We start from the raw sequence: 23,597 nt of genomic DNA on the forward strand, positions 1-23,597 counted from the left end.
ATCGCGGGGCGAGGAATGCCCCTCGCCACGAGACGGGAATGGGAAGACGATGAGCAACGCGATGCAGGACAAGAAGCGCCCGTTCAAGGGATATCAGGCAACGCATTTTCGGTTCGAGACCGACGAGGATGGTCGTGTCGCCACCATCACGCTCGATCGGCCGCAGAAGAAAAACCCGCTCACTTTCGAGAGCTATGAGGAACTGGGCGATCTGTTCCGGGCGCTCCACAAGGCGAGCGACGTGCGGGCCGTTGTGATAACCGGCGCGGAAGATAATTTCTCGTCGGGCGGTGACGTCTTCGACATCATCGAGCCGCTGACCAACATGAAGATGCCGGACCTTCTGGCCTTCACGCGAATGACCGGCGATCTGGTGCGACAGATTCGCGCCTGCCCGCAGCCGATCATTGCCGCGGTCGACGGTATTTGCGCCGGTGCCGGCGCCATTCTGGCGATGGCCGCCGACTATCGTCTGGCAACACCAGAGGCGAAGACGGCGTTCCTGTTCACGCGGGTCGGGCTCGCAGGAGCGGATATGGGGGCTTGCGGCATCCTCCCGCGCATCATCGGGCAGGGCCGCGCCGCCGAACTGCTCTTCACGGGCCGGGTGTTGACGGCGACGGAAGGCCATGCGTGGGGGTTCTACAATGCGCTGCATGAGCGCGCGGCGCTGCTAGGCGAAGCACAGGATTTCGCGCGCAGCCTCGCCGACGGACCTTGGTTCGCCCATTCGATGACGAAGAAGATGCTGGATCAGGAATGGTCGATGGGCATCGAGGAAATCATAGAGTCGGAGGCTCAGGCGCAGGCGATCTGCATGGTGACGGGTGATTTCCGTCGCGCCTTCGACGCGTTCGCCGCCAAGTCCAGACCCGTGTTCGAGGGAAATTGAGCCGTGGCCCCCTATAACCACGCGGGACAGGGCCTGTCCCGCGAACATCTGGAGTGGCCGTTCCTGGCGCATGAGCATCGGGAACTCGCCCAGGCACTCGATGCATTCGTCGCCGGCAATGGCCTTGGCGAAATCGATCATCATGATGCGGAGGCGGCCACCAAAGGCCTGGTCGCCCGGCTGGGCGCCGCCGGTTTCCTGCGCCATTGCGTGCCCGCAGCCTATGGGGGAGCCTGGGAGGAGATCGACAGCCGCGCACTGTGCGTGGTTCGCGAAACGCTCGCCTATCATGACGGGCTGGCCGATTTCGCCTTCGCGATGCAGGGTCTCGGGACTGGCGCGATCAGTCTCTCTGGTCCGCAGGAGCTCAAGGTTCGCATCCTGCCGAAGATCGCGTCGGGCGAACTGATTTCGGCTTTCGCGCTGACCGAGCCGGAGGCGGGATCGGATGTCGCGGCGATGTCGACCGCGGCGCGGCGCGATGGCGATGATTATGTGCTGGAGGGCGAAAAGACCTTCATTTCGAATGGCGGTATCGCCGATGTCTACACCGTCTTCGCGCGCACGGGTGAAGGAGAAGGCACGCGGGGCATCTCGGCGTTCGTGGTCTATGCCGACACGCCCGGTTTCGTGATCGCGGAACGGATCGACACCATGGCGCCCCATCCCCTGGCCCGCATTCGCTTCGAAGGCGTGCGTGTGCCCGCCACGCAGATGCTGGGATCGCCCGGCGAGGGCTTCAAGATCGCCATGCGGACACTGGATATCTTCCGTCCTTCGGTGGCGGCCGCGGCGCTTGGCTTTGCGCGGCGCGCGCTGGATGAAGCCGTGGGTCATGCGAGATCGAGGCGGATGTTCGGCGGAACGCTGGCAGATTTGCCGACGGCGCAGAGCATATTGGGCGACATGGCCACGGCGATCGACGCGGCATCGCTGCTGACCATGCGCACCGCATGGCGGCGCGATGTGCAGAAGCTGCCGACGACTCGCGAGGCGGCCATGGCGAAGCTGACAGCCACCGAGAACGCGCAATGGGTGATCGATCAGGCGCTCCAGTTGTTCGGCGGGCGCGGCGTGCGCGTGGGCGAAATCCCGGAACGCCTCTATCGCGAGATTCGCGCATTGCGTATCTATGAGGGCGCCACCGAGGTCCAGAAACTGATCATCGGACGCGAGCTCATGAAGGCTGCGGCAAGGTAGGAAAAAGAGAATGCATGAGATGAAAGCGCATTTCGATTGGCAGGACCCGTTCGGACTCGACGCGCAACTGAGCGATGAAGAGCGCATGGTGCGTGATACCGCCCAGGCCTTTGCGCGGGACAGGCTGTTGCCGCGCGTGCAGGAGGCCTTCCGGCATGAGAAGACGGACCCGGCCATTTTCGCCGAGATGGGCGAGTTGGGGCTGCTTGGTCCCACGGTTTCGGCGGAATATGGCGGCGCGGGGCTGAACTATGTTTCCTATGGCCTGATCGCGCGCGAGATCGAGCGTATCGATTCGGGATACCGTTCGATGATGAGCGTGCAATCGTCGCTGGTGATCGTGCCGATCTACACATTCGGAACCGAAGAGCAGAAGCGGAAATATCTGCCTGGCCTCATCGCCGGGACCAAGATCGGCTGCTTCGGTCTGACTGAACCGGACCATGGATCGGACCCCGGCTCCATGGTGACGCGGGCGCGCAAGGTCGATGGGGGTTACCTGCTGACGGGATCGAAGACCTGGATATCGAATTCGCCGATCGCGGATGTGTTCATCGTCTGGGCGAAGACCGAAGATGGCAAGATTCGGGGCTTCATCCTGGAGAAGGGATGGAGCGGGCTGTCCGCTCCCGCGATCCACGGCAAGGTCGGTTTGCGCGCCTCCATCACCGGCCAGGTGGTCATGGACGACGTTTTTGTGCCGGAAGAAAATATGCTGCCGGACGTAACGGGTCTGAAAGGTCCGTTTACCTGCCTTAACTCCGCGCGCTACGGCATCGCCTGGGGGGCCCTGGGCGCGGCGGAATCCTGTTACGAAACGGCACGGCAATATGTGCTGGATCGCAAGCAGTTTGGCCGCCCGCTTGCCGCCAACCAACTCATCCAGAAGAAACTGGCCGACATACTGACCGAAATTTCGCTCGGTCTCCAAGGCTGCCTGCGCCTCGGCCGGCTGAAGGACGAGGGGCATCCGCCGGTTGAGTTGACCTCGATCCTGAAGCGCAATTCCTGCGGCAAGGCTCTGGAGATTGCCCGCGTCGCTCGTGACATGCTCGGCGGCAACGGGATTTCCGACGAGTTTCCGATCGCGCGTCATCTCGTCAATCTCGAGGTCGTCAATACCTATGAAGGGACGCATGACGTGCATGCCTTGATCCTTGGCCGCGCCATCACCGGCATCCCCGCTTTCGCCAACTGAAGCTCGATATGGCTTTCGCGCCGGTCGGCCATTGTGTTCCCGGGGCCTGCGATCCTTCGAATATCGCCTGTCTCCCGCTCTATCTGGCGGCCATGCGCGTGGCCGTCCCGGAAGATTTCCTTGCTTCGCCTGGCGCATTCGTGCGCCGCGCGGCAATCCTGTCAGGAGAATGAAGATGCATAAGACCCTGCTGCCGGAAGGCTGGAGCCAGCCCAAGGGCTATGCCAACGGCGTGGCGGCGAACAAGGGCCAGACCATCTATGTCGGCGGCCAGATCGGCTGGAATGGACAGTGTAAATTCGAGGCGCGGGATTTGCCCGGGCAGGTGCGTCAGGCGCTCGAAAACATCGTCGCCATTCTGGCCGAGGCGGGAGCCGGTCCGGAGCATATCACGACGATGACCTGGTACGTGCTTGACCGGAAAGCCTATTCATCGTCCCTCAAGGAGATTGGTGCGGCATATAGAGAGGTGATCGGCCGCAACTTTCCGGCCATGGCCGTGGTGGAAATTTCCGGTTTGGTCGAGGACGAGGCGCTGGTCGAGATCCAGGCGGTTGCGGTCATTCCCGAGTAAAAGCGACAGGCCGGTTTCCTCCGACTGGCCTGCCGGTTTTGTGGATGCCGAGATAAGATACTGAAGAGCGAGGAACCAAAGGAAGACCCTGCACAACCTGTCGCCTGTGCCGCAGCCACTGCGCGGCACACTGGCCACGATTCCCGCGAACGTCTCGGACCCGAATATTGGGCCGGGACATCGTCAGAACCTCGGCCTGTCCATGAACGTGCCGCGTTCCTTCACGATTTTCGCAACATTCGGTTGCTAAGACGAGCGATGCTCTTTCGCCGCACGATGGTCGTCAGGGTGTGATGGCAGCGGGCGGCCTCCGGATTGACGGCTTTGGCCTCCATCACCCTTCCGGCTGGCGCGGACCTGCCACGCAGTGAAGCGGTGGCGCTCAGTTCGATGCTGGCGTTCACGATCGATCTCACCATTTTGATCTGGCTATTCGCCGAATGGAAAGAGGCCCGCATCTGTATCGTGCCCTCGGCTGATGGCCTCGCTTCCCGGGGGCGTCCGGCGGGGGCAACTGGCGAGCGCGGCCAACCTCTATCGAGTGCTCAGCGGAGGCGTCGATACCCGCGAAGCCTTCCGGCGTGAAGGAGCATTCGCGGACCCGTAATGATGGCGATAGGAATCGTTACGAAAGAACAACTTTATGAAATGGCATCCCCGTTTCGCGTATCTACCCAAATCACCGGGAACCATCTGTTTGAAACTGCGTTGCTGACTCCAATAATATCTAGAAATCCCCTGAATCTGAAGTGTTTCATGGGGCAGGGAAATAGCAAGAGGGGAAGGATATATGAGTATCCGGGGCAGACTGACTTCCACCACCGCTTTCTTCACTATCATGGGATTGCCGGCTTCTGCGCTGATCTTTGCCACGCCGGCTTATGCAAATTGCGTAACATCGGGATCCACGACGACTTGCGATACATCCGCACCTGATCCTTATACGAGCAGGGTTGGCTCCGGACGTACGGATAATGGCCGCATCGTGAACGTCGGCGCCGGAGCAACGATCAGCACGAACAACAACAACGCCATCAGCGTAGGCAGCAATGCCCAGATCACCATCGACGGGACGGTGACCAATATAGCCAATAATGGCGGCGGCTCCGGCACGTTCGGCATGGGCAACAATTCGATCGAATTTCTGAACAACACCACGCTCACCATCTCGGAAACCGGCCGGGTCATAGCGACGGGGTCATCGGGCAATTCGGAAGCGATCAATCCCGCCGGTTTCGGCAACAGCATCATCAACCGCGGCCTCATCCAGGCGACCAACAGCAATGCCATCTGGTTTGAGGATCAGGTCACCGGATCGAAGAACGTCATCGACAATTACGGCACGATAGAGCGTGTCGGCGGCGGGTCCGTGATGGGCAGCACGCGTGGCGCAGGCATCACCTTCTACAATCGCACCGGCGCGCAGATCATCGGCAGCCTTTCCTTCGGAGCGGGCGGCGACGACCTTATTTTCGAAGCGGGTTCCAGTGTCACCGGCAGCATCAATGGCGGCGGCGGCACCAACAATCTGACGCTGCAAGGCGCGGCGGGAAATAATGACGTCCTTTCCGGTAACATCACCAATTTCTCGACTTTGACAAAGGACGGCGAGGGCAAGTGGACATTGCCCGGCAGTCTTTCCGGATTCACCATCGTGACGGTCAATGACGGCACATTGGCGCTGACCGGCAACAACAGCAATTATACCGGCAACCTCATCATCAATCCCGACGGCACATTGGAAGCGCGGGCGCAGAGCCTGCCGACGAAGGTTCCGGCCTCCAGCAATCTCAACAATGTGCAGAATGACGGGCTCCTGCGCTTCGTTCAAACGGACGATGGCGCTTATGTCGGACAGATCACCGGAACCGGCGCGGTCGAGAAGACGGGGAGCGGGGTTCTGACGCTCGCGCCTTCGGTAGGAGCGGGTAACCTGTTTTCCGGCGGATTGCTGTTCAAGGAAGGCACGGTCGCGGTCGGTGCTGACAATGCGCTGGGAGCTGCGGGCGGCAGCCTGACTTTCGACGGAGGCGTGCTGCGGCTGACCGACAGCTTCGATATCGGTGCCGCGCGCGCCATCACGCTGGACGCGGGCGGCGGCACGATCGACATGGTGGCCGGCGTCACGTCTACCTTGAGTCAGGTCATGACCGGCTCCGGCGCATTGACCAAGGATGGCGCGGGCACCTTGATCCTGACCGGCCAGAACGCTTTCGCGGGCGGGACCTCCATCGCGAATGGCACGCTGCAACTGGGAGACGGGGGAACATCGGGGTCGGTGTTGGGGGATATCGCCAATGACGGCGTTCTGTCCTTCAACCGTTCCGATGACGTGACTTTCGGCAATGTGATTTCAGGCTCTGGTAGCGTCGAGCAGAACGGGAGCGGCAAGACGATCTTCACCGCCGCCAACAGCTATAGCGGCGGCACGACGATCTCCGCGGGCGTTCTGCAACTCGGCAATGGCGGCGCCAGCGGCAGCATCACCGGCGAAATCCTGAACAATGCCTCGCTCATCGTCGACCGCAGCGACACCTATGCGTTGGGCGGCGAGATTTCCGGCAGCGGCACCTTTGACCAGAACGGAACGGGCGTCACGGTCCTGACCGGCGCGAACAGCTATGCCGGCGCGACCAATGTCAATGCCGGAACATTGATCGTCAATGGCGATCAGTCGGCGGCGACCGGCATGACGACTGTTCAGAGCGGTGCGACCCTTGGCGGCATGGGATTGATCGGCGGCGATGTGGTGGTGGACAATGGCGGTACCATCAATCCTGGAGATGTCGGCGCCGCACCGGGAGCGCTGGGGATCGGCGGCAACCTCAATCTTGCCGCGGGATCGATCCTCGATTTTAATTTCGGACAGGCCAATGTGGCGGGAGGGGCGCTCAACGACCTGATCGACGTGGGCGGCGATCTGGTGCTAGACGGCACGCTCAATGTGCAGACCACCGCGGGGGGCAGCTTCGATCCCGGGGTCTATCGGGTCATCAACTATGGCGGGGCGCTCACGAATAACGGCCTGACGCTGGGCACCATTCCCTCGCCGGATTTCTATGTACAGACCTCGGTTCCGGGGCAGGTCAACCTCGTCAACACGACGGGCGTCACGCTGCGCTATTGGGATGGCGCCACCATACCGTCCAAGAACAACGACCTGATCGACGGTGGCGATGGGCTGTGGCAGAATTTTTCCGGCAACGACAACTGGACCGACCAGGCCGGCGATCTGAACGCGCCTTTCAGTGACGGAGCATTCGCGGTCTTCATGGGCGCTGCGGGCAATGTAACCGTGGACGAAAGCCTCGGCGCGATCAACGCTTCGGGCATGCAGTTCCTGACGGATGGCTATGAGATCGCGGGCGACAAGATCAATCTGGTCGGCGCGCCTTCCATCATCCGGGTGGGCGATGGCACCACTGCGGGAGCGGGCATCATCGCCACGATCGATTCAGAACTGGCGGGAACGTCGCAACTCGTCAAATCGGACCTGGGCACGCTGATCCTGACCGGCACGAACAGCTACAGCGGCGGCACGGCGGTGAATGGCGGGACGTTGCAGGTGGCGAGCGACGCCAATCTGGGCGATGCGGCCGGGGCGCTGAGCTTTGACGGCGGCGCGCTCAACACGACCGTCGACATGACGAGCGGCCGTGCGGTGCAGTTCGGGGGCGATGGCACATTGCTGACCGATGCGGGCACCACCCTGACCCTGACCGGCGCGCTTTCGGGCGCGGGCACCCTCAGCAAGACAGGCGACGGCACGTTGGTGCTGGCAGGCGCCAGCAGCCAGAGCGGCGCGACCAGCGTCGAGGCGGGCCGCCTGCTCGTGAACGGCGATCTGTCGGGCGCAAGCGGGGCGACGACTATAGCGTCGGGCGCGACCCTGGGCGGCAACGGCACCATCGGCGGCGACGTCACGCTGGCGGACGGCGCGATCCTGACCCCGGGCGCGGATGGCACCGGCACGCTGACGGTCAACGGCAATATGGCCCTGTCCTCCGGTTCGCTGCTGAACTTCGAGTTCGGGCAGGCCAACATACCGGGCGGCTCCCTCAACGACCTCGTCAATGTGGGCGGAGACCTGCTGCTGGACGGCACGATCAACGTGACGGTCTCGACCGGCGGCACCTTCGGTCCGGGCGTCTATCGCGTGTTCAACTATGGCGGCGCGCTCACCGACCGCGGACTGGCGCTGGGGAGCCTGCCGGGCGGGAGCGACCTGTTCGTCCAGACTTCGGTCGCGGGTCAGGTCAATCTCGTCAACACGCAGGGGCTGACGCTCAGCTTCTGGGACGGGAATGCCGGACCCAGGAATAACGGGCAGGTCAATGGCGGCGACGGCGTGTGGCGCGTGGGCGGCGGCGCGAACCGGTGGACCGAAAGCAGCGGCATGGTCAATGCGGACTATACGCAGGACAGCTTCGCGATCTTCATGGGCGATCCGGGGATGGTAAGCGTCGACAATGTAGGCGGCGACGTGCGCGCCATAGGGATGCAGTTCGCCAGCGACGGCTATGTGATCGCAGGCGGTCCTCTGACGTTGAGCGCGGCGCGATCGATCATCCAGGTGGGCGATTCCAGCGCGGCGGGCGCGGGCTATACCGCGCGGATCGATGCCGAGCTTACGGGCGCGGCGCAACTCGTCAAATCGGACCTGGGCACGCTGATCCTGACCGGCACGAACAGCTACAGCGGCGGCACGGCGGTGAATGGCGGGACGTTGCAGGTGGCGAGCGACGCCAATCTGGGCGATGCGGCCGGGGCGCTGAGCTTTGACGGCGGCGCGCTCAACACGACCGTCGACATGACGAGCGGCCGTGCGGTGCAGTTCGGGGGCGATGGCACATTGCTGACCGATGCGGGCACCACCCTGACCCTGACCGGCGCGCTTTCGGGCGCGGGCACCCTCAGCAAGACAGGCGACGGCACGTTGGTGCTGACGCAGGACAGCGGCGGCTATGGCGGCGCGGCGCGAGTGGATGCGGGAACGCTTGCGGTGAATGGCCTGCTTGGCGGTTCCATGAGCGTGAACCAGAACGGGCGGCTTGAAGGTACGGGCCGGGTCGGACCGACAGTCAACAGCGGCACGATCGCACCCGGCTTTGACGGCCAGATGGGTACGCTCGCTATTCAGGGAAACTATAGCGGCAATAATGGCCGCCTTGAAATCGCGACGGTGTTGGGTGGCGACGATTCACCCACCAGCCGACTGATCGTGAATGGCGCAACGGCGGGGTCGACCGAAGTCAAGGTGACCAATCGCGGCGGCCTTGGCGCAAGGACGCAGGAAGGCATCAAGATCGTCGAAGTGACAGGTGCTTCGAATGGCGCTTTCGTGCTGGACGGCGATTATGTGTTCCAGGGATCTCAGGCCATCATCGCGGGTGCCTATGGCTATCGCCTGTATCAGGGCGGTGTCGCCCATCCCGAAGATGGCGACTGGTATCTGCGCTCGTCCCTGCTGGACGATGGAGGAAGTCCGGACCCCGATCCCGATCCCGATCCGGAGCCGCCCCTCTACCAGCCGGGCGTGCCGATCTATGAAGCCTATGGAGCCAATCTGCTGGCTTTGAATGGATTGCCTACCTTGCAGCAGCGTGTCGGCAATCGGAGTTGGGCAGCGGGCGTCCATCCCGAAGGCGCAGGCATATGGGGACGGATGGAGGGCACCCGGGACCGCGCCAATGCCCGGCGGTCCACCAGCCTCAGCGACCAGAACATCAACGGCTGGAAAGCGCAGATCGGTATCGATCAGGTGCTGGCCGGAACGGAAAAGGGCGAACGTCTGGTGCTGGGCTTTACCGGCCATTATGGCGAGGCGAACAGCCATGTGCGCTCGCCCTTTGGCGATGGATCGATCAAGACGGACGGCTATGGGCTGGGCGCGACCTTGACATGGTATGGCATCAAGGGGTTCTATGTTGACGCGCAGGCCCAGTTCAGCTGGTATGAAAGCGATCTGAAATCCGCCATTCTCGGCAATCTGGCCCGGAACAACGACGGTAAAGGCGAATCCTTCAGCGTGGAGGCGGGCAAACGCACCGCCATCGGCGGGAAGCTCAGCATCACGCCGCAAATGCAGATGATCTATTCCAACGTCCGGTTCGACCGTTTCACCGATCCGGCGGGCGCCATCGTATCGCGCGGCAAGGCTGACAGTCTGCGGTCCCGCTGGGGCATCTCGCTGGATCGGCAGAGCGAATGGGACGGCGGCCGCAGCCATGTCTACGGTATCGTCAATCTCAACTATGAGTGGCTCGACGGCACGCGCGCCATGGTGTCCGGCACGGCCCTGGATTACGCCAAGGATCGGCTGTGGGGCGAACTGGGGCTGGGGGCCAGCCTTGCCTGGCGGAGCGGAGTGACACTTTATGGCGAGGTATCGGGAAGCAGCGCCTTCAAGAGCTTCACCGACAGCTATACGCTCAAGGCCAATGCGGGCGTGCGCATAGCTTTTTGATGCCGTCGCTCCGCCCTGAAACTCTGGGCTGAGCTCGCGGAGATGATAACGGGCGCGCGGGATCGCGATCCGATCCCCGTCGCATCGCAGGAGGAAATCTGGCGGAAATCAGCCTCAGAGCGCCGTGAAGAAGGCGGTCGCGCCCAGCATGATGCCCGGCGCGTTGGCGATCACGATCGGCCAGTCCCGTCTTTCGCGCAGAAAGCCGTAAGATACCCACAGGGCGCAATTGATGAACGTCGCAGCGGGTTGGACCAGCGATCCCTTCTGTCCGTCGAGATTGAGGCGGATCTGGTCGAGATAGGACATGTACATCGCCACTGCCGTCGCCGAAGCGATCCAACCGCGATCTGGGAAACGACCATTGCGGTTGCGCGGATTCTCGGCCTTTCCGTCGAAGAGGTAGCGACAGCTGTCGAGCAGTTCCTGGAGCTTGCCGGCATCGAAGTTGTTGCGGTCGATCCCGCCATTCGTTATATCGCGGTCAGCGCCTTTGACAGATATGGCAAGTCAAGACATCCGGCGGGACTGAACTTCGGCGATTGCTTCGCTTATGCCTGCGCCCGCCACGCCCGTGTTCCCCTTCTCTACAAGGGTGACGATTTTCCACAGACGGATATCGAAACGGCGTAGCCGTTCCCGGCGCAACGGCGCGCCGTACGGCATAGACGGGATCAAGAGCAATACCGGCCATGTTGCGTCCGGATCGCGGCTTTTATCGAGGGAACCGGGCAGCGGATCGTCAAGCTGATCGGCTATGATGGCGGCAGTACGCGACAGGCGCCGCGCATCTTCTTCAGCGGCTTCTCCTCGCAGGGCGACGGCGCCTGTTTCGAAGCAAACTATCGTTATGCGCGTGGCGCGCACCGTGAAATTCGCGCCTATGCGCCGCTGGACATCGAACTCCATGGGATAGCGGATGCCCTGTACGACATTCAACGCCGGACCTTCTATCAGCTCTCCGCCGATGTGACCCGCCAGGGCCATTATTATCATGAATATGCAATGACGATATCCGTTGGTCGGGCCGACACGTGCGCCGGAGATGCCAGTGAAGCCGCCGAAGAGGCGATCAGCGAAGCCCTGCGCGGCCTTGCCAGATGGCTTTATCGAACTCTTGAGCGTGAATATGAATATCTCTGACTTCCGATGAGGCCCTCGACGAAGCGATCGCTATCAATGACTACAGTTTTACCGAAGCAGATCGTCGATCCGTGCGGCTATAAAATACCACTCTTCCTGCGCCCATAAGGCTCAGCTGCCTTGTTTCAACGCACATCTTGCAGTTCACGACATTTCTGACTAGTTTACTGACTAGTCATTTTTATGGAGATTCCCATGAAGAGCTGGCCGGTCCAGGACGCGAAAGCGCGGTTCAGTGAATTGCTCGATGCCTGCCTTCGCGATGGCCCGCAGCTTGTCACCAGGCGCGGAAATGACGCAGCGGTGCTCGTTCCCGCAAGCGAATGGCGCCGTCTGCAAGACGCCGCGAAGCCCACGCTTAAGGAGCTTCTTCTTGCTGATGCGGCGCGGATCGATCTTCCGCTACCCGCTCGCGGCCGTATGCGCCGTCGGCCGCCGGTCGGACTGGCCTGACTGGCATGTATCTTCTCGACACGAATATTGTCTCCGAGTTGCGGCGCCCACGTCCGCACGGGGCGGTTCTTGCTTGGCTTGAGAGCGTTCCAGATCAGGATCTTCATCTCGCAGCCGTCACGCTTGCAGAAATCCAGGCCGGGATCGAGATAACCCGCGAACAGGACACCGCCAAAGCAGCCGAGATCGAAAGCTGGCTCGACCAGGTGGCGGTGACCTACAATATCCTCGATACCGATGGATCCGTATTCCGGGCATGGGCGAGGCTCATGCACCGCCAGCAGGATCATCTCATCGAAGATGCTCTGATCGCGGCCACCGCGCAGGTCCACGATCTTACCGTCGTAACCCGCAACATCGCCGATTTCGAGAGGTTCGACGTCCGCATCTTCAACCCGTTCGCGCCGCGCTGACGGGAAACGCCCGCGCGTTTCGTTTCGTCCATCGCCAAGGAATTATGATGAGTGGTGGCCGCTGGCGTTGCACGGATATCGGTACCCGAACCGTGAGTGTCATCAAGCTTGCTGCCCTACGTTGAGAACCTATACACCTGTTTGATATTATGAGATAAATATCCTGTCTCTGTGAGTTTGTGCAGGAGAGAGTATGTCACGCCATCTGTTTTGGCTGTCGGATGAGGCATGGTTAGCGATTGAGCCACATCTGCCGCATGGCAAAGCTGGCAAGCCGAGAGTTGACGATCGAACGGTGATTTCGGGCATCCTGCACGTGCTCAAGACAGGCTGCCGCTGGCGCGACGTACCCGCCGCTTATGGGCCGCCCACAACGATCTATAACCGCTACAACCGCTGGTCTCAGCGGCGCATCTGGCAGCGCCTTTTCGAGAAGGTCGCGGCATCGGGGCCTGTGCCGAAAGAACTGTCGATAGATAGCAGCCACGTCAAAGCCCACCGTTCGGCGGCAGGCTCAAAAAGGGGGAGTATGAAGAAGCGGTCGGTCGCTCACGGGGCGGCAGGACGTGCAAGATCCACTGCCTGGCCGACGATCGCGGCCGACCGGTCGCCATCACCCTGACACCCGGCAACATCGCAGACATCAGCATCGCCATTCCGCTACTCGGTACGGTCGCTCCACCAAGGCGTCTCCTCGCCGACAAAGCCTATGACGCCGACAGCTTGCGCAACTGGCTGACCGCCCGAAACGTCAAAGCCGTGATCCCTTCAACTGCTTCGCGCCGAACACCATATCCTCTCGACCGGCGTATCTATCGAAGGAGAAACGTCATCGAGAGGCTCTTCGGACGCCTCAAAAACTGGCGGCGCATCGCCACCAGATATGACCGACACGCCCAAAACTATCTCGCCGCTATCGCTCTCGTCGCCGTCGTCGCAGAGTGGAGCAAATGAGTCCCCAACCTAGTTGTTTGATCCCACGGTTTGATGGTGCGATCCTTTCGTTGGAATGGAAGGAAGCCTTATGGGACAGGTACGTCACGGGAGCGCCACGACCACGCACGCCGTCCGAGCAGCAATACAGCGATCGCAAGCTTCGCTCGCGACGCTGAGCCGGGATTTGGGGATCAACCCGAAGACGGTGGCGAAGTGGCGCAAGCGGGCGACGGTCGAGGATTTGAAGACCGGGCCGAAGGCCCCTCATTCCACCACCCTGTCCGAGGCCGAGGAGGCAATGGTTGTGGCGTTCCGTCGACACACGTTGCTGCCGCTCGATGACTGTCTTTATGCCCTGCAACCATCGATCCCGCACCTGACACGATCGGCGCTGCATCGGTGCCTGCAGCGACACGGCATCTCTCGCCTGCCCGACATCGAAGGTGACAAGCCAAAGCGACAACGCTTCAAACGCTATCCGATCGGCTTCTTCCACATCGATATTGCCGAAGTGCAAACTGCAGAAGGCAAGCTGTACCTGTTCGTCGGCATCGACCGCACCAGCAAGTTCGCCGTCACGCAACTCGTCGACAAGGCGGATCGCCGAACGGCGTGGGAGTTCCTCGAACACCTGCTGAAAGCGGTGCCCTACCGCATCCACACGATCCTGACGGACAATGGCATCCAGTTCGCCGAGCAGCCGCGCAACCGTAACACCGCATGGTCACGCCAGATGCGCTTCGACATGATCTGCGAGGCAAACGACATCGAGCATCGTCTCACCAAACCGAACCACCCGTGGACCAACGGCCAGGTCGAGCGGATGAACCGGACCATCAAGGAGGCGACCGTCAAACGCTTCCACTACGACAGCCATCAGCAACTCCGGACGCACCTCGCTGACTTCATGGCCGCCTACAACTTCGCCCGAAGGCTCAAAACGCTCAGCGGGCTCACACCCTACGAATACATCGCCAAGATCTGGACGTCAGAGCCAGAACGGTTCATCGTCAACCCAATCCACCAGATGCCGGGACTGAACACTTAGACAACGGCAGCTCTGCCCCATTCCTGTCCGAAAAGCTGTCGGGCCTCATTCGGCCACAAGCAGAACGGCGACCAAGCTGAACTTGGCCAAGAGCCGGTAATGAATTTCCCGGCCGTCGCTTTCGGTGCCTATTCGGTATTTGTCGAAATGAATGTCAAAACAAAACACCCCTCATCATATAAAAATATAATATTTTCAATGCGTTATGTGGTGAGCCCTGCTGGGTTCGAACCAGCGACCTACTGATTAAAAGTCAGTTGCTCTACCGACTGAGCTAAGGGCCCCGAAAGAGGTTGGCCCGCCCTAATGAGGCTGATGCGGATGGTCAACCTTTTGCGGCATCTTTTGTCTTGGCCTTCATGAGGCGGCGGCCAAGATGCCGGACAGTCCATCCCGACCGGGGATCGCGCCACTGCGGCGCGACGCTCAGAAGCGGTTTCAGAACGAAGTCGCGGGTCCGAAACGCAGGGTGAGGAATCAGAAGGGAGCGGCTCGCCCAGCGGCCGCCCGACCACAGGATGATATCGATATCGATGGTCCGCGCGCCCCATCGGCGGAAACGGCGGCGGCCCATGGCTTGCTCCAGCTCCTGCAATGCCCTCAGCAATTCTTCTGGCGCCAGCGACGTTTCCAGCAAAAGGGCGGCATTGGTGAAAAGACGGCGCGACGGGCCGAGCGGAGGCGTCGTGAAAAGGGGAGAGGCATGGCTGACCCGCCCGAGTTCCCCCATTCGTTCCATCGCCTCGCGCAGCAGGCGCGCCGGAGGAAGGCTGGCGGACAACGCCCGGTTGGACCCCAGCGACAGGGCATAGGCATAAGGATGGCTTGTGCCCGGCATCCTCAAGCGCCTATCTGCTTCCCGAGATGTCGGAAAGCCCCCTGCCTGAAACCGAGCCGCCCCATGATTGCCCACGCTGTCCCCGGCTCGTGGATCTGCGTGAGGCGTGCCGCGCGGAACATCCCGATTGGTGGAATGCGCCGGTCCCCGCCTTTGGCGATCCCGATGGACGAATCGCGATTATCGGTCTTGCGCCGGGCAAGCAGGGGGCAAACCGCACGGGGCGCCCCTTCACGGGGGATTATGCGGGCGACCTCCTGTTCGCCACTCTGAAGAAATTCGGTCTGGCCGAAGGGCGTTATGAGGCGCGCCCCGATGACGGACTGGTCCTGCGCGACATCATCATCGTCAATTCGGTCAAATGCCTGCCGCCCCAGAACAAGCCCTTGCCGGACGAAATCCGCAATTGCCGCCCGTTCCTTGCCCAGGCGGTGGCGCGATTGCCCAGGGCGCGCACCTTCATCGCCATGGGCCAGATCGCCCATCAATCGGCGGTCAAGGTGCTGGGCGGCAAGCTTCCCAAGGCGCGCTTCGGCCATCTGGCGGAACACAGGATGCCCGACGGGCGGATGTTGATCGATAGCTATCACTGTTCCCGATATAATCAGAATACCGGACGACTGACGGCGCCCATGTTCGAAGCGGTGTTCGCGCGGGCGGTGGAACTGGCCCGCATGCAGGGGAAGGGCGTCGGAACATCCTGAGACAATCGAGATAGGCTCCTTCGGGCGGCTCATCCAGAGGAGCGGCCATCTGACCGAACAGGCTTTGTCCAGCAGGGCGTTCCCGGCCTTCTCCTTCAGATGTCCTGAGCGATGCGGGCATAAAGCTCCGGACGGCGGTCCCGGAAGAAGCCCATTCCCGCCCGATGCATCCGCGCCTTGCCAAGGTCCAGCGTCGCCACCAGCGCGCCGTTGTCCCGCGCATCCGCCTCGGCGGCGAAATCGCCCCATTCGTCGGCGATGAAACTGTGGCCGTAGAATTTCTGCCCATCCTCCTCGCCGATCCGGTTGGCGGCGATCACCGGCATGCAGTTGCTGACGGCATGGCCGATCATCGCGCGCCGCCACATGCGGCTGGTGTCGAGATCGGCGTCATAGGGCTCCGATCCGATGGCGGTGGGATAGAGCAGCATCTCCGCGCCCATCAGCGCCATGACCCGCGCCGTTTCGGGATACCATTGGTCCCAGCAGATGCCGACGCCGACGGTGCCGTATCGCGTTTCCCACACCTTGAAGCCGCTATTGCCGGGGCGGAAATAATATTTCTCCTCATATCCCGGCCCGTCGGGAATATGGCTCTTGCGATAGACGCCCATCACTTCGCCCTCGTCGTCGATCATGGCGAGGGAATTATAATAATGCTGCCCGTCCCGCTCGAAGAAGCTGGCGGGGATGTAGACGCTTTCCGCCTTCGCCACCTTGCGCATCTCTTGCACGGCCGGATGGCTCTCCACCGGCTGGGCGTTGGCGAACAGGGCTTCGTCCTCGACCTTGCAGAAATAGGGGCCTTCGAACAGTTCGGGCGGCAGGACGATCCTTGCCCCGCGCGCGGCGGCCTTTACCACATGGTCCGCCACCATGGCGATATTGTCGGCCATATCCTCCGAAAAGGAGAGTTGCAGGGCTGCGACCGTAACTTGTGTCAATTTGAGGCTCCGTCAGAAGGGGCGGGACAGCGCCGCGCATATAGGGGGCTTCCCCGCCGCGCGCTACCGCGCCTTCACAGGAAGTCCCGCGCATGTTTGAGGACAAGTCCGCACATTCTGCTCTTCAGCTTGCCCTTGAGGCTGCCCAGCGGCAGCGCGCCGCCCTCGGTCTGGAGCGTGCCCTGTTCGCCAAGCTCGAACTCGTCGGAAGAAGCGACGCCCGGCTGACCGGTCAGCCTGCCCAGCACCGACGCGGCATTGGCGCCGCCCAGCACCCTGTTCTTCACGCAGTAGCTCAGCACCCCCGCCGCATTACCCGCGCCCACGGATGCGACGTCAGGCAGGATTCCGCCCAGCAAGCCTCCCAGGCCTCCCGCGGCCGACACTGGCAGCGGCGTCGCGGCGACGCTGAGCGACAGGGCGATGGCAAGGCCGCGAGATCCGGCGAGAATCATCATTTTCGTTCCCCCTCACAATGGACGGAGGCGAGAATGACCCGGCTGCTTCCCTCGTGCAAGTCCGGGCGGTTCAGGCGGACGGCATCTGCTGGCTGGTGCAGTGGAAGCTGCCCCCGCCCGACAATATGGCGTCGCTGGGCAGCCCCACGATGTCGCGTCCGGGAAAGAAGGGTTTCAATGCCTCCAGCGCCGCCCGATCGTTCGGGCGGCCATAGACAGGCACGATGACGGCCGCGTTCCCGATGTAGAAATTCATGTAGCTCGCCGGAATCGGTTCGCCCTCCACCAGCACCGGGCCGGGGGAGGGCATGGAAACCACCTCTATTCCCTGCGCCTTTGCCCGCGTCCTGGCGTCGGCATAGAGGGCGGCGTTGGGATCGTCTTTCCCCGCCGCCTCGGGCAACGCCAGCAGCCCCGGTCCGACGAAGCGGGCCAGGTTGTCGACATGCCCGTCGGTATGATCGTTGAGCAGTCCGTCGCCCAGCCAGAGCATATCCGAAAGCCCGAGGCTCCCGGCCAGCAGCGTCTCGATCTTCCCCCGGTCCAGATCGGGGTTGCGATTGGGGTTCAGCAGGCATTGCTCGGTCGTGACGAACAGGCCGGTGCCATCCGTGTCGACCGCGCCGCCTTCGAAGACCCAGTGCTGCGTGTCGGTGGGCAGGCCGGTGGTGGCGGCCAGCCGCGCGCCGATGTCTTCATCCCCCGGCATCCGATATTTGCCGCCCCAGCCGTTGAAGCCGAAATCGACCAGCGCCCGCTCGGCCCCGTTGAGCACCGCAATGGGAGCGGTGTCGCGCAGCCAGACATCGCCCAGCTTCTGCACGATGATCTTCACGCCCGCATGGACCAGCCTGGCGGCATCCTCCGCATCGGCATCGCTGGCGACGACCAGGCGGACTTCCTCGCCGCGCCCTTCTGCATGGACGGCGTTGGCGAAGTCCGCGATTTGTCGCCGCGCGCGGTCGAACGCGTCCGGCCATTCGTCGGGATTGGCCGGAAAGCCGATCCAGACCCAATCATGCGGCGCCCATTCGGCGGGCATACGGAAAGTCATCGCGATCCTTTCAGGAGGAAACCGCGCGCCCTTTAACAGCAGCGGCGGGGAAGGGGGAGGGCATTTCGCCACTCGCCCCGTTCATTCATAGCCCGGCGCGGCTCTTGTCGCGGATGGCGCGGAACTCGTCGCCTTCCACCCAGTTGGGCCAGTCCGTCGTGTCCGCCAGCGCCCGACCCACGTCGAAATAGAGTTGCAGGTCGGCCTTTACCCCGCTCCAGTCCCAGTTGGGATCATATTCATCCTTCGGCCCATGATAGCGATGCTCGGTATAATCCGCCGCCGCGGCCATGCCTGCGGCAGTCCCGCCCTTCACCAGATCCTCGCCGCCTTCGAAATAGAGCATCGGCACGCCATGCTTGGCGAAACTGAAATGGTCCGAGCGATAATAGAATCCCTTTTCCGGCGTCGGCTCGACGCTGGCGACGCGGCCCTGCGCCGCCAGCGCCCGTTCCAGATAGGCGTCGAGCTGCGACTTGCCCTTGCCGATCACGACGACATTCCTCGCCGGCCCCGCCATGCTCAGCGCATCCATATTGACGCCGCCCACCGTGCGGCCCAGCGGAAAGACGGGATGGTCGCCATAATAGGCCGATCCCAGTAGCCCCGACTCCTCGGCGGTCACGGCCAGGAACACCTGGCTGCGGTCCGTCGGCCCCGCCTTCACATTGGCTTCGGCCAGAGCGACCAGCGCCGCCGTGCCCGTGGCATTATCCACCGCTCCGTTGCAGATGTCGTCGCCGTCCGGAGCTGCCTGACACCGGCCCAGATGATCCCAATGCGCGCTGTAGAGCACATATTCGTCGGGCCGCGTCCTGCCGGGCAGCAGAGCGACGACATTCTTCGACATATGCTTGCGAAGATCATTGTCGAAGGAGACGGACGCCTTCACGTCCTTGAGCGGCACCCCCTTGAACCCCGCCTTCTTCGCCTGCGCCATCAGCGTATCGAGATCAAGGCCCGCGCTGGCCACCAGCGCCGCCGCCTTGTCCTTCTGAATCCAGCCGATCGCGGCGGACTGGCCTGCATTGCCGTCCGCGCTGTCGGCGACCTGCTGCGCGCCGGTCCAGCTCGACTGCACGACATTCCAGCCATAGGCGGCGGGCACCGTGTCATGCACGATGATCGCGGCGGCCGCGCCCTGCCGCGCGGCTTCCTCGAACTTGTAGGTCCAGCGGCCATAATAGGTCATCGCCCGGCCGTTGAACGGCCCTTCCAGCCCCGCCGCCTCATAGTCCGGGTCATTAACCAGGATAAGGACGGTCTTGCCCTTCACGTCCAGCCCGGCATAGTCGTTCCAGCCCTTCTCCGGGGCGTTGATGCCATAGCCGACGAAGATGACGGGGCTGTCCTTCACCGCGATATGCGGCTGCGTCGTGCGATAGGTGGCGATCACCATTTCCGGCCCGTAACCCGCCTGCACCTTCGCCTTCCCGCCGGAAAAGGTGAGGGGCGATACATTCTTCGCCACGATTTCGACCAGCGGCACGTCCTGGAACCAGCTTCCCCTGTTGCCGGGTTTCAGGCCCAGCCTTTCGAACTCGCCCGACAGCAAGGCCAGCGTCTTTTCCTCCCCCATAGTGCCCGGGGCGCGGCCTTCGAATGCGTCGGAGGACAGTTGCTTCACCAGCCGCTTCATCGTGTCGATGGAGGGAGTGGCCTTCGCGGAGGCCGTCGTCCCATTGCCGGCGGAAGCGGGCGGAGGCGCGCCGTCGGAGGCGCAAGCGGAAAGAGCAAGGGCGGCGGCAAGCGCCACGACGGAACTACGCATGACAGGAACCCTCGAAAAGGACGATAGTCCCGTGATGCCAGCCGCTTTCGCACCGCGCAAGATTATGTCGTGCCGAAAAGGGCAATGGACTTGCGCGCTTCCGCTTTTCTCCCGCCCAAGCCCCTTGCAACCGCCGTCCCCCGGTGCCACGGAGCGCGAAACGAAGGATGTGATTGGACGCCAGTGACAATCTCCAAGGAAATCGTGCGGCTTCGTCTGTATCTGCTCTGCTTGTTGGGCGACATGGCGGCGCTGTTCCTGTCCTTCCTCGTCGCGAATTTCCTCGTTCTGGGCGCCTGGGCGGGCGAGCCGGGCAAGCCTCATGGCCTCGTCATGTTCGCCATGGTCGCGCCGCTTTATGCGCTGCTGGCGGTGCAGGGCGGGGCCTATGGCATCCATATGCTTCAGGATCTGAAGCGCGGCATCTTCCGCGCCCTTTTGGCCCTGGCGCAAGCGGCGCTGCTGATGCTGCTGATCGTCTATCTGGGCAAGATCGCCGAGCAGCTTTCGCGCCTGACCTTCCTCACCGGCCTGTTGCTGTCGGCGGTGGGGGTGGCGATGGTCCGCCTCGCCATCGGCCGCCTTGGCGACCGGCTGCTGGGCCAGGTGCCGCATCTGACCGCCGTCATCATGGATGGCGTGGCCATCGACACCGGGCCGCATATGCTGGTCATCCCGGCCGACGCCGCCGATCTCCGCCCCGAACGGCACGATGCCGACATGGCCGCCCGTCTCGCCGCGCTGGTCGGCATGGCGGAGCGGGTGATCGTCGCCTGTCCGCTCGAACGCATGGACGACTGGTCGGCGGCGCTCAAGTCCCTGTCGGCGCGGGGCGAGATCGTCGTGCCGGAACTGCTCCGGTTCGCCCCCGCGCGCGTCGACGAGTTCGCCGGGCAGCCCACCATCATCGTCGCGGGCGGTCCGTTCCAGTTCCGCGACCGCATCGTCAAGCGGCTGTTCGACGTGACGGTGGCCAGCGCCGCGACCATCATCCTGTCGCCCGTGCTGATCGCGGCGGCGCTGGCGGTGAAGCTGACCAGCCCCGGCCCGGTCCTGTTCCGCCAGCCCCGCATCGGGCGCGACGCGCGGCCCTTCAACATCTACAAGTTCCGGTCCATGCGGATCGAGGCCAGCGATCGCAAGGCCGACAGGCTCACCGCCCGCGACGACGATCGCGTGACGCCGCTGGGCCGTTTCCTGCGCCGCACCAGCATCGATGAACTTCCCCAGCTTTTCAACGTCCTGCGCGGTGACATGAGCATCGTGGGGCCACGCCCGCACGCCGCCGCCGCCAAGGCGGGCGACAGCCTCTACTGGGAAGTCGACGCCCGCTATTGGGAAAGGCATTGCATCAAGCCCGGCATGACCGGCTTGGCGCAGGTGCGCGGGCATCGGGGATCGACCGACCATCATCAGGACCTGATCGACCGGCTCCAGTCGGACCTCGAATATGTGACCGAATGGTCGATCCTGCGCGACATCCGCATCATCGTGATGACGCTGGGCGTGCTCGTGCATCACAAGGCCTATTGATCCGGTGGCGACGCTCGACCTGGTCCTTGCGCTGGTCCTGTTGCTGTCGCTGGCGGCGGTCGCCTGGCCGTTCCTGCCCTATCCGCTGATCCTGCGCGCCTTGCCGACGAAGCCGGAGCATCCCGCGCCCGGCCCGCAACCTTCCGCCTCGCTGCTGTTCTGCGCCTATAATGAAGCGGCCGCCATGCCGGAGAAGCTCGCCAATCTCGCGATGTTGAAGGCGCGCCATCCCGACCTGGAACTCCTCGCCTTCGATGATGGTTCGTCCGACGCCACCGCCGCGCTGATCGAAGGGCAGGGCGACCTCGTCGCGCTGATCCGCGGGCCGGGCCGCAGCGGCAAGGCGCATGGCATGAAGCAACTCGCCGCCCGCGCGCGCGGAGACGTGCTGATCTTCACCGACGCCAATGTGCTGTTGGATGCCGACGCCATCGGCAATCTGCTCGCCCGCTATGCCGACCCGGAAATCGGCGGTGTGCTGGGCTCGCTGCATTATATCGGCGAGGGCGAGAGCGCCACCGCTTCGGTCGGCTCGCTCTATTGGCGGATCGAGGAGCGGCTCAAGGACGAGGAATCGCGCACCGGCAACGTGCTGGGCGCGGATGGATCGATATTCTCCATCCGCCGGTCGCTTTATCCCGATTTCCCCGACAGCGTGCTGGACGACCTCACCGTGTCCATGGCCGTGGTCTTCGCGGGCAAGCGGCTGGTGAAGGCGAAGGAGGTGATCGCCCGCGAACGGCTCGTCGCGGCGCGAGGCGACGAATATCGGCGCAAGGTCCGCATCGCCGCCCGCGCCTGGCACACCCACCGCCATCTGCGCCCGCAACTGCGCCGCATGAGGGCGCTCGACCGCTTCAAATATGCCTCGCGCAAGATCGTGCGCTGGTTCGGCGGTCTCTTCATCCTGACGGGCGCGCTCGCGGCGTCGGCTTTGGCGTGGCGGATTTCGCCATGGCTTTTGGGCGCGGGAATGTTGGGCGCGGCTCTACTGGCGGGCATCGCCGCCCGCGCCAAAAGCGGCCCCGTCGCCGCGCTGGCCGACATCCTCATCGCCTATGCCGCCACCTTGCAGGGCGTCGCAAAGGCCATGCGGGGCCGCACCGTCACCGTCTGGAATCCCGCCCAATCACGCTGATCCCCCTCGCCAAAGCCGGTGCATATTGTATAGGCCGGTCCCTGTCCTCATGCGGAGAATGGCGTGATTACTGTTCAGCGGGTGGTCAAAGCCGCCGGCAAACATCTGACCAAGGCGGGCCTCAAGCTCCGCAAATCGCTGGGCGCGCGCACGACCCGATCCTGCCCGGCTTGCGGCAGGGCGGTCGTCGGCTTCTTCCGCTATGGTGACAATGGCGAATGGGGCTGCCCCGAATGCGGCGCCTCGCCGCGCGAAAGGCTGATGAACCATCTGATCGCGCAGGGCGTGCTGAGCGTTCCCACCGATGGTGCGATCCTCCACATGGCGCCCAATGAAGCCAGCCTCGTCCGCCGTTTTTCCGCCGCGAAGGATTATGCGCCTGCCGACCTCGATCCTTCCCGCTACACGGTGCCGGACATGCGGCGCGTCGACCTCATGGAACTGGACGAAGCGGACCGCTACGACCTGTTCTACGCCAGTCACGTCATGGAGCATGTGCCCGACGATCGCGCCGTGCTCGGCAACATCCTGCGCGCGCTGAAGCCCGGCGGAGAGGCATGGCTGATCGTGCCCCTCTGGGACAGGCCGACAGAAGACGGCAGTTTCGACATCCCCCCGCGCGAACGGGAACGGCGCTTCGGCCAATGGGACCATGTGCGCCAATATGGCCCCGACTTCGCTGACCGCATCAGGGAAGCGGGCTTCGATCTGGAAGAGATCGGCGCGGCCTCCATCGACGCGGGGACGCGCTATCTCCACGCACTCGACGACCGGCTGTTCCGCGCCCGCAAGCCTGGCGGAGCCATGCGCCGGTGAGCAGGCAGGCAGCCGGGG

General features: G+C 63.1%; 22 protein-coding genes and 1 tRNA gene. 15 read left to right on the forward strand and 8 right to left on the reverse strand.

Annotation, left to right across the window (positions count from 1 at the left end):
- The first annotated feature begins 49 nt into the window (after positions 1–49).
- The 4 genes from SCLO_RS03290 (at position 50) to SCLO_RS03305 (ending at position 3,864) form a co-directional block, all read left to right on the forward strand.
- Positions 50–892: an enoyl-CoA hydratase family protein gene (locus SCLO_RS03290; protein WP_066520101.1), complete on the forward strand. Its 843-nt coding sequence runs from the start codon at positions 50–52 to the stop codon at positions 890–892.
- A gap of 3 nt (positions 893–895) precedes the next feature.
- Positions 896–2,092, forward strand: a complete 1,197-nt coding sequence (locus SCLO_RS03295; RefSeq protein ID WP_231923336.1) for an acyl-CoA dehydrogenase family protein — start codon at positions 896–898, stop codon at positions 2,090–2,092.
- Between the two features lie 10 nt (positions 2,093–2,102).
- Positions 2,103–3,290 carry an acyl-CoA dehydrogenase gene (locus SCLO_RS03300; protein ID WP_066520105.1) on the forward strand — a complete coding sequence of 396 codons (1,188 nt, stop codon included), beginning with the start codon at positions 2,103–2,105 and terminating at the stop codon, positions 3,288–3,290.
- A gap of 175 nt (positions 3,291–3,465) precedes the next feature.
- Entirely contained in the window at positions 3,466–3,864 is a 399-nt protein-coding gene (locus tag SCLO_RS03305; protein WP_066520108.1) for a RidA family protein, read from the forward strand.
- Between the two features lie 221 nt (positions 3,865–4,085).
- Here SCLO_RS03305 and SCLO_RS23765 read toward each other — a convergent pair whose 3' ends face one another.
- Positions 4,086–4,283 carry a hypothetical protein gene (locus SCLO_RS23765; protein ID WP_231923337.1) on the reverse strand — a complete coding sequence of 66 codons (198 nt, stop codon included), beginning with the start codon at positions 4,281–4,283 and terminating at the stop codon, positions 4,086–4,088.
- 566 nt (positions 4,284–4,849) lie between these two features.
- Between SCLO_RS23765 and SCLO_RS03315 the strand changes: the two genes are divergently transcribed.
- Positions 4,850–10,330 carry an autotransporter outer membrane beta-barrel domain-containing protein gene (locus SCLO_RS03315; protein ID WP_169925549.1) on the forward strand — a complete coding sequence of 1,827 codons (5,481 nt, stop codon included), beginning with the start codon at positions 4,850–4,852 and terminating at the stop codon, positions 10,328–10,330.
- Positions 10,331–10,444: 114 nt separating this feature from the next.
- On the opposite strand, the gene SCLO_RS23770 is transcribed toward SCLO_RS03315, so the two are convergent.
- A complete protein-coding gene (locus tag SCLO_RS23770; protein WP_255210262.1) occupies positions 10,445–10,639 on the reverse strand; it encodes a PQ-loop repeat-containing protein in 195 nt (64 codons plus the stop codon).
- On the opposite strand from SCLO_RS23770, the gene SCLO_RS23775 reads away from it, so the two are divergent.
- The 6 genes from SCLO_RS23775 to SCLO_RS03340 all read left to right on the forward strand — a co-directional run bounded on the left by SCLO_RS23775 (position 10,580) and on the right by SCLO_RS03340 (position 14,323).
- A complete protein-coding gene (locus SCLO_RS23775) occupies positions 10,580–10,963 on the forward strand; it encodes a type II toxin-antitoxin system VapC family toxin (RefSeq protein ID WP_123905438.1) in 384 nt (127 codons plus the stop codon). The genes SCLO_RS23770 and SCLO_RS23775 overlap by 60 nt on opposite strands.
- A 336-nt stretch (positions 10,964–11,299) precedes the next feature.
- Complete coding sequence (locus SCLO_RS24375) at positions 11,300–11,473, forward strand: hypothetical protein (RefSeq protein WP_269459037.1); 174 nt, start codon at positions 11,300–11,302, stop codon at positions 11,471–11,473.
- A gap of 195 nt (positions 11,474–11,668) precedes the next feature.
- Complete coding sequence (locus SCLO_RS03325; protein WP_066520127.1) at positions 11,669–11,926, forward strand: type II toxin-antitoxin system Phd/YefM family antitoxin; 258 nt, start codon at positions 11,669–11,671, stop codon at positions 11,924–11,926.
- A gap of 5 nt (positions 11,927–11,931) precedes the next feature.
- Positions 11,932–12,339 carry a type II toxin-antitoxin system VapC family toxin gene (locus SCLO_RS03330; RefSeq protein WP_066520130.1) on the forward strand — a complete coding sequence of 136 codons (408 nt, stop codon included), beginning with the start codon at positions 11,932–11,934 and terminating at the stop codon, positions 12,337–12,339.
- 193 nt (positions 12,340–12,532) lie between these two features.
- A protein-coding gene (locus tag SCLO_RS03335; RefSeq protein WP_407695314.1) for an IS5 family transposase occupies positions 12,533–13,293 on the forward strand; the annotation gives its coding sequence in 2 pieces (ribosomal slippage) (positions 12,533–12,856 and positions 12,859–13,293; 759 coding nt in all).
- A gap of 70 nt (positions 13,294–13,363) precedes the next feature.
- The gene (locus tag SCLO_RS03340) at positions 13,364–14,323 is read left to right on the forward strand and encodes an IS481 family transposase (protein WP_096362086.1); all 960 of its coding nucleotides are present in this window, start codon (positions 13,364–13,366) and stop codon (positions 14,321–14,323) included.
- 208 nt (positions 14,324–14,531) lie between these two features.
- Here SCLO_RS03340 and SCLO_RS03345 read toward each other — a convergent pair.
- Positions 14,532–14,607 (reverse strand) — tRNA-Lys (locus tag SCLO_RS03345).
- Positions 14,608–14,648: 41 nt separating this feature from the next.
- Complete coding sequence (folK, locus tag SCLO_RS03350; protein ID WP_066515760.1) at positions 14,649–15,161, reverse strand: 2-amino-4-hydroxy-6-hydroxymethyldihydropteridine diphosphokinase; 513 nt, start codon at positions 15,159–15,161, stop codon at positions 14,649–14,651.
- A 26-nt stretch (positions 15,162–15,187) separates the two neighbouring features.
- Here folK and SCLO_RS03355 point away from each other — a divergent pair, with 26 nt between their 5' ends.
- Entirely contained in the window at positions 15,188–15,865 is a 678-nt protein-coding gene (locus tag SCLO_RS03355) for a uracil-DNA glycosylase (RefSeq protein WP_066516012.1), read from the forward strand.
- A 95-nt stretch (positions 15,866–15,960) separates the two neighbouring features.
- On the opposite strand, the gene aguB is transcribed toward SCLO_RS03355, so the two are convergent.
- From aguB to SCLO_RS03375, 4 genes are all read right to left on the reverse strand, one after another.
- Entirely contained in the window at positions 15,961–16,809 is an 849-nt protein-coding gene (aguB, locus tag SCLO_RS03360) for an N-carbamoylputrescine amidase (protein ID WP_066515762.1), read from the reverse strand.
- A gap of 74 nt (positions 16,810–16,883) precedes the next feature.
- Positions 16,884–17,267: a DUF2501 domain-containing protein gene (locus tag SCLO_RS03365; RefSeq protein WP_066515764.1), complete on the reverse strand. Its 384-nt coding sequence runs from the start codon at positions 17,265–17,267 to the stop codon at positions 16,884–16,886.
- Between the two features lie 70 nt (positions 17,268–17,337).
- The gene (locus SCLO_RS03370) at positions 17,338–18,321 is read right to left on the reverse strand and encodes an agmatine deiminase family protein (RefSeq protein WP_066515767.1); all 984 of its coding nucleotides are present in this window, start codon (positions 18,319–18,321) and stop codon (positions 17,338–17,340) included.
- 85 nt (positions 18,322–18,406) lie between these two features.
- Entirely contained in the window at positions 18,407–20,092 is a 1,686-nt protein-coding gene (locus SCLO_RS03375) for a M28 family peptidase (protein ID WP_066515769.1), read from the reverse strand.
- A 183-nt stretch (positions 20,093–20,275) separates the two neighbouring features.
- Between SCLO_RS03375 and SCLO_RS03380 the strand changes: the two genes are divergently transcribed.
- From SCLO_RS03380 to SCLO_RS03390, 3 genes are all read left to right on the forward strand, one after another.
- The gene (locus tag SCLO_RS03380) at positions 20,276–21,625 is read left to right on the forward strand and encodes a sugar transferase (protein WP_066515770.1); all 1,350 of its coding nucleotides are present in this window, start codon (positions 20,276–20,278) and stop codon (positions 21,623–21,625) included.
- Between the two features lie 4 nt (positions 21,626–21,629).
- A complete protein-coding gene (locus SCLO_RS03385; protein WP_066515771.1) occupies positions 21,630–22,763 on the forward strand; it encodes a glycosyltransferase family 2 protein in 1,134 nt (377 codons plus the stop codon).
- Between the two features lie 63 nt (positions 22,764–22,826).
- Positions 22,827–23,579, forward strand: a complete 753-nt coding sequence (locus tag SCLO_RS03390) for a class I SAM-dependent methyltransferase (protein WP_066515772.1) — start codon at positions 22,827–22,829, stop codon at positions 23,577–23,579.
- The last annotated feature ends 18 nt before the right edge of the window (positions 23,580–23,597 follow it).

It is taken from the genome of Sphingobium cloacae (assembly GCF_002355855.1).
GTDB lineage: Bacteria > Pseudomonadota > Alphaproteobacteria > Sphingomonadales > Sphingomonadaceae > Sphingobium > Sphingobium cloacae.

Bases quoted from the DNA above. Each gene is read 5' to 3' on its own strand.
- SCLO_RS03290 (WP_066520101.1), top strand. From the start codon at position 50: ATGAGCAACGCGATGCAGGACAAGAAGCGCCCGTTCAAGGGATATCAG.
- SCLO_RS03300 (WP_066520105.1), top strand. From the start codon at position 2,103: ATGCATGAGATGAAAGCGCATTTCGATTGGCAGGACCCGTTCGGACTC.
- SCLO_RS03305 (WP_066520108.1), top strand. From the start codon at position 3,466: ATGCATAAGACCCTGCTGCCGGAAGGCTGGAGCCAGCCCAAGGGCTAT.
- SCLO_RS23765 (WP_231923337.1), bottom strand. From the start codon at position 4,283: ATGGTGAGATCGATCGTGAACGCCAGCATCGAACTGAGCGCCACCGCT.
- SCLO_RS23770 (WP_255210262.1), bottom strand. From the start codon at position 10,639: ATGTCCTATCTCGACCAGATCCGCCTCAATCTCGACGGACAGAAGGGA.
- SCLO_RS03325 (WP_066520127.1), top strand. From the start codon at position 11,669: ATGAAGAGCTGGCCGGTCCAGGACGCGAAAGCGCGGTTCAGTGAATTG.
- SCLO_RS03330 (WP_066520130.1), top strand. From the start codon at position 11,932: ATGTATCTTCTCGACACGAATATTGTCTCCGAGTTGCGGCGCCCACGT.
- SCLO_RS03340 (WP_096362086.1), top strand. From the start codon at position 13,364: ATGGGACAGGTACGTCACGGGAGCGCCACGACCACGCACGCCGTCCGA.
- folK (WP_066515760.1), bottom strand. From the start codon at position 15,161: ATGCCGGGCACAAGCCATCCTTATGCCTATGCCCTGTCGCTGGGGTCC.
- SCLO_RS03355 (WP_066516012.1), top strand. From the start codon at position 15,188: ATGTCGGAAAGCCCCCTGCCTGAAACCGAGCCGCCCCATGATTGCCCA.
- SCLO_RS03365 (WP_066515764.1), bottom strand. From the start codon at position 17,267: ATGATGATTCTCGCCGGATCTCGCGGCCTTGCCATCGCCCTGTCGCTC.
- SCLO_RS03370 (WP_066515767.1), bottom strand. From the start codon at position 18,321: ATGACTTTCCGTATGCCCGCCGAATGGGCGCCGCATGATTGGGTCTGG.
- SCLO_RS03375 (WP_066515769.1), bottom strand. From the start codon at position 20,092: ATGCGTAGTTCCGTCGTGGCGCTTGCCGCCGCCCTTGCTCTTTCCGCT.